Source organism: Flavobacterium sp., assembly GCF_032153895.1.
Classification (GTDB): domain Bacteria; phylum Bacteroidota; class Bacteroidia; order Flavobacteriales; family Flavobacteriaceae; genus Flavobacterium.
Genome location: NZ_JALDYN010000050.1, coordinates 1 through 8738 on the forward strand (window position 1 = coordinate 1; position 8738 = coordinate 8738).

The following is an 8738-nucleotide window of genomic DNA, read 5'->3' on the forward strand; positions in this document are numbered from 1 at the left end:
TTAATGGAGTAACCGTAATTGTTCCTGTAGTAGCTGCAGGTGGACATCCGCCTGTTGTAGTTACCGTATAATTGAAGGTTCCGGATACTGTTGGCGTTCCTGTAATCGTAGCAACGTTACCGGCCCATGAACCCGTAACTCCTGTTGGTAATCCACTGAAAGTAGCTCCTGTTGCTCCTGTAGTAGCCAATGTAATATTAGTAATCGCTGAGTTGATACAGGTCGTTCTATTAACTCCTGCAGCTATAGTGTTTAATGGATTAACAACTACTGTACTCGATGTTGCTAATGGCAATGTACAACCCGGAGGAGTAAATGTATATTGTACACCATCAATCCACACTCTTCCTGCTGTTCTTGTAATTACAATAGTATTAGTAGCTACTGTTGTTGTAACAGTAATATATTGCAGTACGTCCTGTGTTCCTCCACTAAATGTGCCAATTGTTGCTGTACCGTCTCCAATATTAACAACGCCAGCTGCATTATCAATAGCTGTACTTATTGTGATTACCGTACCTGCAGGGACAGTGTGTTGTAAAGTTATTGTTAATGTTGTTGCGGTTCCGTCTACCAAAGTACAATTGGCAGCACTAGCAGCTGAACCTGAAGCCGAGATTGCACCTGTTGAATTTGCAGGTGTAGTACCTCCTGTTGCAGAAAGACCATTTGCAGTTAATGGTGTTCCGGCTGATGCTATTGAAGTTGCATTCAATGTTGTATTTGAAACTACAGAAGGAACCGTAACAGTTGCTACACCTGATCCATTCAATAGTACCGTTTGAGACGCCCCTCCATTAATATTGTATGTGACTGTCGCATTTGCCGTCCCTGTCAAATTAAAAACAGCATTGTTACCCGAGCATATAGCCGAATTATTAGTTACACTTGTAAGGCTTGGTGCCGGTCCTCCTCCTGAAAGCACAACATTTGATGGGGCTGATGCACATCCAGGAAAGTTGGTCAATATATTCGTATAATTACCTGCATTCAATCCAGTTATAATAACCTGGCCCGCAGCATTACTAGTCAATGTAACAGCTACAGGAGTTCCGTCATCCAAATAAGTAATATTATAAGATGTACTTGGATTTAAACCGTCGATTGTAATAGAACCATTTGTACCTCCACATGTTGGATTAATTCCAGTGGCAACAGGACAAACAATTGAACAATCGGTCGATCCAGCACCTGAATTTCCAGCATTAGTTTGTGTCATTGTTATATACCCAGCACTACCATTAAAATTGGTAATTAAAACCATATAAACTTGACCGACCTGCGCATTAGGTATTACTGCGGTCTCGGTTGCAGATATACTATAACTACAATCGACGACATTCCCTGTACATGTATGATCGGCAGTACAATCACCTTGTGTAAAATCTGCACAAGCAGCCGATTGATTTGCAAAAGGTCCCCATATTGCATAGTCAACATCCAATCCGGTTCCAGTTCCGTTAGGACCTGTAGTTTGAGCAATTGTTAAATTGATTGGCCCAGCTGTATCAACCTCAAGAAAATACCAAGCAGGTCGAGGTGCACTGATTAAACAGGTATTTGTGATAACTGCTCCAGGCACAGCTGGACTACATGTTCCTGTTGTATTTGGGAACTGTAATGAAGGCCCAGAGTTAGCACAAAATGGATCTGCACCAGAACAAACCGCGTTACCGGCAGATGGAGGACTAAAAGGTGTTGCGCTACAGGAAATAGTAGCAGTCCAGCCACTATACTGCAAAATATCATCTGACACAAAACGTATTGTGATACAACCAGAAGGGTCACTAGAACCTATCAATCCACTTCCACATGTTAGTGGTGATGCATCCCCATAATTTGCAATTACAGCACCTCCTGTTCCATTACCATTGTATATTGTCATAAAATCATAAGGTTCCCCCTCTACGTTCCATGCGGTAAATTGCAATTGTATATAAGTGCCCGGTGCAGGCGGACAAAACGTTAATTGATAATTTTCGTCAATTCCATAGTTTCCTCCATTTCCACCTGAATCATAAAAAGTTCCGGAACATGTAGTAATTGTTCCGTTTTGCATATTATAATTCTGTCCAAAAACAGAAAAAGAAACAAAAAATAAGAGTAGTAGTATTCTTTTCATACACCTTTAGTTTATGGTATTTTCTACTGGTTTAATTATCAAGATATAATCCGTATTCCCAATTCTATATATTTCGCGCTCTTTTGGCAGCATTGAAACATCATATTTTAAAGGATTAAATGTTGAAAGATTGACATTTACATCTCTTTTCAAACCCGAATTATATTTATTTGATAGTTTTACATCATCTAAAGATTTAAAACCTTTACCTCGTAATTCGGGAACATATTTTACTTCAACTCTGGAAAAAAAATCGGTTATCAATTGCAATCGATCCGTCTCAGATTTAAAGACGAGTTCATCAGCTGAATCACCAAAAACTTCTTTAATAAAAACCTCAATTTGTTTAGAGGAATAACTATTTGTTTGATTTTGAGCGTTGCTTAAAAGACAAAAAAGCAAAGCCACTACAAAAAGAATTTTTTTCATAGCAATCATATATTATTAATTAAAAATTGTTAAGGATAAAAATTGGTGCGAAAAAGTGGTTCGCTTTATAAAAAAGATGTGAATTTCTGATACGTAGTTTTCCAACATATTGTTCTTGAAATATTAATTTTTTGTTAATTAACAAATATGCAAAACTTTAGTAAAATAAAAAATATATTCTCAAAAATATTTAGATATCAGTAAATTATCTTTAAAACACCAATAAAACAAGGGCTTTATAATGATTTATTTCAAACAAATCGGTTGTTTTTTGTGAAAAAGTTATTAACAATTATTAACATTTCACCGAAAATAATTATCAATTTATCGATAATGAGTGATTCAGTTTAATTAATTATCTTTGCGTTGATTTTAACCATAAACACCATACCGTATATAATGATTCACAACGACGATTTGAATGATCAATTAGGTGACGATCATATTGCAACAAACGCTGAAACACCTTTACGTTCTGATGCTTTTGAAATGTCCGATGACGAAAAAATCAATGCAATCAAAAAAGATGTAGAAAGCATCTTAAACACTCTTGGCTTAGACTTAACCGACGATAGCTTGAAAGGCACTCCAAACCGTGTAGCTAAAATGTTTGTGAAAGAAATTTTCGGCGGATTACATCCTCATAAAAAACCGGGTTCTTCTACATTTGAAAACAAATACAAATACGGTGAAATGCTCGTAGAAAAGAACATTACTGTTTACTCTACTTGTGAGCACCATTTATTACCAATCGTTGGAAGAGCACACGTAGCTTATATTTCCAACGGAACTGTTGTTGGTCTATCCAAAATGAACCGAATCGTAGATTATTACGCTAAAAGACCGCAAGTTCAGGAGCGTTTAACCATTCAGATTGTTAAGGAATTACAACAAGTTTTGAATACTCAGGACGTTGCTTGTGTTATCGATGCGAAACACCTTTGCGTAAATTCGAGAGGTATTCGCGACATTGAAAGCAGCACCGTTACGGCTGAATTTGGCGGAAAGTTCAAAGAAGACAAAGTTCGCAGAGAGTTTTTAGATTACATCAAAATGGAAACCAATTTCTAACCGAATAGTTCCAATCGTTTACTAGCTCATATTCCTATGCAATTATATCAGAATCAGACGTTAAAGATTTACAATTCCCTTACTGGTGAAAAAGAACTGTTCAAACCCGTTCACGAAGGTCACATAGGTATGTACGTTTGCGGACCAACCGTTTACAGCAACGTTCACTTGGGAAATTGCCGAACTTTCATGTCTTTTGATATGGTGTACCGCTACATCAAGCATTTGGATTATAAAGTGAGATACATCCGAAACATTACTGATGCCGGACATTTAACGGATGATGGTAATGTGGAAAACGATCGTTTTGTAAAACAATCCCGTTTGGAAAAATTGGAACCGATGGAAGTTGTACAAAAATATACTGTTGATTTTCATAGGGTTTTACAACTTTTTAATTTGTTGCCACCAACGATTGAACCAACCGCAACCGGTCACATTATTGAACAGATTGAAATTACGCAAAAACTAATTGAAACCGGTTTTGCTTACGAAAGTAACGGCTCCGTATATTTTGACGTTTTAGAATACAACAAACGAGGCTTAAATTACGGCGAATTAAGCAACCGAAACATCGACGAATTACTGGCTAATACTCGTGATTTGGACGGTCAGGACGAAAAAAGAAACGCTGCTGATTTTGCCCTTTGGAAAAAAGCATCCCCAGCTCACATTATGCGTTGGACTTCCCCTTGGGGTGACGGATTTCCGGGTTGGCATTTGGAATGTACTGCAATGAGTACGAAATATTTAGGTCAGAATTTTGATATTCACGGCGGCGGAATGGATTTGAAATTCCCACACCACGAATGCGAAATTGCTCAAGGAAAAGCTTGCAACAGTCATTCGCCTGTAAATTATTGGATGCACGCCAACATGTTGACCATGAACAGCCAAAGAATGAGTAAATCGACTGGAAATTATATTTTACCGATGGAATTATTCGACGGTAATAATGACTTTTTCGAAAAACCATTCCATCCGAGTGTGGTTCGCTTTTGTTTTTTACAAGCGCACTACCGAAGCATTTTGGACATTTCCAACGAAGGCATGTTAGCTTCTGAAAAAGGCTACAACCGCTTAATGGAAGCTGTTTCCGATTTAAACAAACTTAATTCTGCAAACCAATCCACTATCGATATCAAAGGATGGCAACAATCGTGTTATGATGCGATGAACGACGATTTCAACACACCGATTTTGATTGCACAATTGTTTGAAGCTGTTCGTTACATCAACTTAATCAAAGAAGCTAAAGAAAGTTTAACTACAGAAGATTTAGATACTCTAAAAACCGCTTTGAACACTTTTGTTTTCGACATTTTAGGGTTACAAGATAAGAACGAAGCTTCTTCCAACAACGACAAACTGGAAGGCGTTATCAATATGCTGATTACGATGCGAAATGAAGCGAGAGCCAACAAAAACTGGGCACTTTCAGACGAAATTCGAGACAAATTAAACGACTTGGGCATTCTTTTAAAAGACGGCAAAGACGGAACGACTTTTACTTTGTAAATCAATTATACTATTAAGAATGATGGAGCCAAAACTTCATCATTTTTTTTGAATATATGCTGAAAAAGATTCTAATATTCCCTTTCCTTTTCCTGGTTCGCTTCTATCAGGTTGCGATTTCTCCGTTTACGCCGGGTGTTTGTCGCTACTCGCCTACTTGCTCTCACTATACCGCTGAAGCTTTACAAAAACACGGATTATTTAAAGGCGGATGGTTAGCAATAAAACGCATTGGAAGCTGTAATCCTTGGGGCGGAAGTGGCTACGATCCGGTGCCGTAAAATTTTCTGATTAAATTAACCCTTTTTACTCGCTTCACTATTTTTCATTTCTTATTTTTACCGAAATAAAGAATACATTTTCTATGACACAATCGTTATACTTCGTATGGAATCCTTCTGAAGGTATTGACTTAGGATTTTTCATGATTCGTTTTTACAGTTTGATGTTTATTGTCGCTTTCGGCTTAGGCTGGTATTTGATGAAAAGCATTTACGAAAGAGAAGGCGAATCGCTTGAAAAACTGGATTCTTTATTCATTTACACGGTATTTGCTACTTTGTTGGGAGCACGTTTAGGTCATGTTTTCTTTTACGATTGGAACCATTTCAAAGACCACAAATTAGAAATTTTACTACCATTCCGATTTGAACCGCAATTTGAATTCACAGGATTTGCCGGCTTAGCAAGTCACGGAGCTGCAATTGCTATTATTTTGGTTATGTTTTATTATAGCCGAAAGATTATACACAAACCGATTTTATGGATTTTAGACCGAATTGTAATTCCGGTGTCGAGTGGTGCAATTTTTGTGCGTTTGGGGAATTTCTTCAATTCGGAAATTGTGGGAAAAGAAACCACTTCATCCCTTGGTGTAAAATTTATTCGTGACCAATATAGTGCATTGGAAGCTGTTGACAAGACCGGAATTACTGATCCAAAAGCTGCATACGAAGCAATTGAAAGTAATCCTCAATATATTACTCTTCTAAATGATGTTGTGGTAAAACACCCTGCTCAGCTTTACGAAGCATTTGGATATATTTTTGTATTTGCTATTTTATTTTACTTGTATTGGAAAACTAATGCCAGAGAAAAGCAAGGTTATCTTTTTGGGTTATTTTTAGTTCTACTATGGACCGTTCGTTTTTTAGTCGAGTTCGTAAAAGAAAGCCAGCATGGTTTTGCAGATAATTCTGAAACAGCCCTTTTTTCTACCGGACAATGGCTGAGTTTACCTTTTATAGCAATTGGGGCTTATTTGATTAATAATGCGTTTAAAAAAGCACAATAATATGTCTTCATTTATTTCTAGAATAGTTTTTCCTCTTTTGCTATTCTATACCACTATTGCGCAATCTCAAGAGGTTAAGGATACTGAAGCGCTTCTCATCAATAAATGGAAACTGGAAAAGTATGAAATCAACGGAACGTTTTTTCCACCTAGAGAAGGTCATGAAACTGACGTTTTGATTCTCTCTGAAGACCACAAAGCGTTTTCTTCAAGCAACGGGACTATTTTAAAAGGTACTTGGACTTTCAACAAAGAAAACAAAAGTTTAATCATTGAAGACACACAAAACAACTTCAAATTAAATCTAAAAGTACTTGATATTCAAAAAGGGGAATGCAAAATCGAAATCGTTTCAGAAGAACAACCAATTAAAGCTTATTTAAAAGCGATACAATAACAAAAAGGTCAGTTTAACAACTGACCTTTTTAATTTTAAACAAATGCTACTAAAAGCTTGTAGCAAGAAAACCGTAGCAATTATTTTGCTACGAAATATTTACTACACTTCACAGACACTCCAAAAGCATACAGCTACTCCTGACCGCAACGGAAATCCTTTTTACTTGCTGGTGTTCAGTAAGTAAAAAGATTGCAGTGTAGGGCAGGAATTACGTTCGCAAACACGCCCAAGCCATTACTGTACAAACAAAAAAAGCCGCTCATTCCTGAACGGCTTTTGATTTATATAAACTACGATTAAGCGTTGGCTGCTTCGTGTAGTCTTTCTACTTCTTTCTTATCTGATTTAGGCATAGTATCTACTAATACCGGCGTTGCTAAGAATAATGAAGAGTATGTACCAACTCCGATACCGATTAACATCGCGAAGATGAAACCACGAATCGACTCACCACCGAAAATGAACATGATCAACAATACGATAATCATGGTTAATGAGGTGTTGATTGTTCTTGATAAAGTTGTATTAACTGAATCATTTACAATTTTGTTGAAATCACCTTTTGTATTACCTGCGATGAACTCACGGATACGGTCGAATACAATTACGGTATCATTCATCGAGTAACCAATTACGGTTAGAATCGCAGCGATAAAGTGCTGGTCCATTTCCATATGGAAAGGCATGAATTTGTATAACAACGAGTAAGTTCCCAATACGAAGATAACGTCGTGCGCTACCGCAGCAATCGCGCCTAATGAATACTGGTATTTACGGAAAGATACCGCTAAGTACAATCCTACTACCAACATCGCTCCGATAACCGCCCAGAATGAATTGGTTTTGATATCGTCAGAAACTGTTGCGCTTACTTTCGTAGACTGAACCACACCTAAAGTTTTACCTTCAGCCGTGTTGATGAACTCGTCGTATGAAATATTGCTTGCGTAGTACGATTTCAAACCGTTGTACAATTTCTCGTTTACTTCTTTATCTACTCCTACTCCGTCTTCTTCTACTTTGTATTTCGTGATGATACGCATCTGGCTTGGGTTACCAAACTCTTTTACTTCTACGTTTACACCAAACTCAGTTCCTAATTTCTCAGACACTTCAGATGGATCAACTGGTTTTTCGAATTTCACCTGGAAAGTTCTACCTCCTACGAAATCTACACCTTCATCCAATCCGTTAATTGCAAAGGAAATACAGCTTACAATCACAACTAAAGATGAAATCATATACGTCCATTTCTTAGCTTTGATGAAATCGAAGTTGAAGTTGGTAAACCAGTTTTTAGTTGTTGGCGTTGCAAACATTAATGATCTTCCCGCTTTGATATCTCTGTCGATGAACATTCTTGCAATGAAAATCGCTGTAAATAATGACGTGAAAATACCAATTAACAAGGTAGTCGCGAAACCTTTGATTGGCCCTGTTCCAAAGATGAAAAGGATTAAACCAGTTAAGATGTGCGTAACGTTCGCGTCAATGATAGAACGCATAGCACCATGCCAGCTGTATGAAGAATCTACTGCATCGGCTAATGATTTTCCGTGACGTAATTCTTCTTTTGCTCGCTCATAGATGATGATGTTCGCATCCACCGCAGTACCCATTGTTAATACGATACCTGCGATACCTGGCAATGTTAATACTGCGCCTAAACTTGCTAAAATTCCGAATAAGAATAATAAGTTAACAATCAAGGCAACGTTTGCATACCATCCAGCTCTACCGTAGTAGAATACCATCCATAAACATACTAACGCTAAACCAACGATTGATGACATGATACCATTATCGATAGCTTGTTGTCCTAATGACGGTCCAACAACTTCTTTTTGTACAATTTCTGCAGAAGCAGGTAATTTACCAGCTCTTAAGATGTTTGCTAAGTCTTT

General features: G+C 37.4%; 7 protein-coding genes and 1 pseudogene. 5 read left to right on the forward strand and 3 right to left on the reverse strand.

The genetic code is table 11. The features are described from left to right. Both RUH60_RS11190 and RUH60_RS11195 read right to left on the reverse strand, forming a co-directional pair. Positions 1-2122 (reverse strand): annotated as a pseudogene (locus RUH60_RS11190) (CUB domain-containing protein); the annotation flags it as partial. Positions 2123-2128: 6 nt separating this feature from the next. Beyond that, a complete protein-coding gene (locus RUH60_RS11195) occupies positions 2129-2551 on the reverse strand; it encodes a hypothetical protein (protein WP_313808329.1) in 423 nt (140 codons plus the stop codon). A 399-nt stretch (positions 2552-2950) separates the two neighbouring features. On the opposite strand from RUH60_RS11195, the gene folE reads away from it, so the two are divergent. The 5 genes from folE (at position 2951) to RUH60_RS11220 (ending at position 6831) form a co-directional block, all read left to right on the forward strand. Next, positions 2951-3622: a GTP cyclohydrolase I FolE gene (folE, locus tag RUH60_RS11200; protein ID WP_313808331.1), complete on the forward strand. Its 672-nt coding sequence runs from the start codon at positions 2951-2953 to the stop codon at positions 3620-3622. A gap of 36 nt (positions 3623-3658) precedes the next feature. Further along, positions 3659-5140, forward strand: a complete 1482-nt coding sequence (gene cysS / locus RUH60_RS11205) for a cysteine--tRNA ligase (protein WP_313808333.1) — start codon at positions 3659-3661, stop codon at positions 5138-5140. A 56-nt stretch (positions 5141-5196) separates the two neighbouring features. Continuing rightward, a complete protein-coding gene (gene yidD / locus RUH60_RS11210; protein ID WP_313808335.1) occupies positions 5197-5421 on the forward strand; it encodes a membrane protein insertion efficiency factor YidD in 225 nt (74 codons plus the stop codon). A gap of 83 nt (positions 5422-5504) precedes the next feature. Continuing rightward, the gene (gene lgt, locus RUH60_RS11215) at positions 5505-6434 is read left to right on the forward strand and encodes a prolipoprotein diacylglyceryl transferase (protein WP_313808337.1); all 930 of its coding nucleotides are present in this window, start codon (positions 5505-5507) and stop codon (positions 6432-6434) included. A gap of 1 nt (position 6435) precedes the next feature. After that, entirely contained in the window at positions 6436-6831 is a 396-nt protein-coding gene (locus tag RUH60_RS11220; RefSeq protein WP_313808339.1) for a hypothetical protein, read from the forward strand. A 299-nt stretch (positions 6832-7130) separates the two neighbouring features. On the opposite strand, the gene secF is transcribed toward RUH60_RS11220, so the two are convergent. Then, positions 7131-8738: protein translocase subunit SecF (secF, locus tag RUH60_RS11225; RefSeq protein WP_313808341.1), on the reverse strand; the 1608-nt coding region annotated here is incomplete at its 5' end.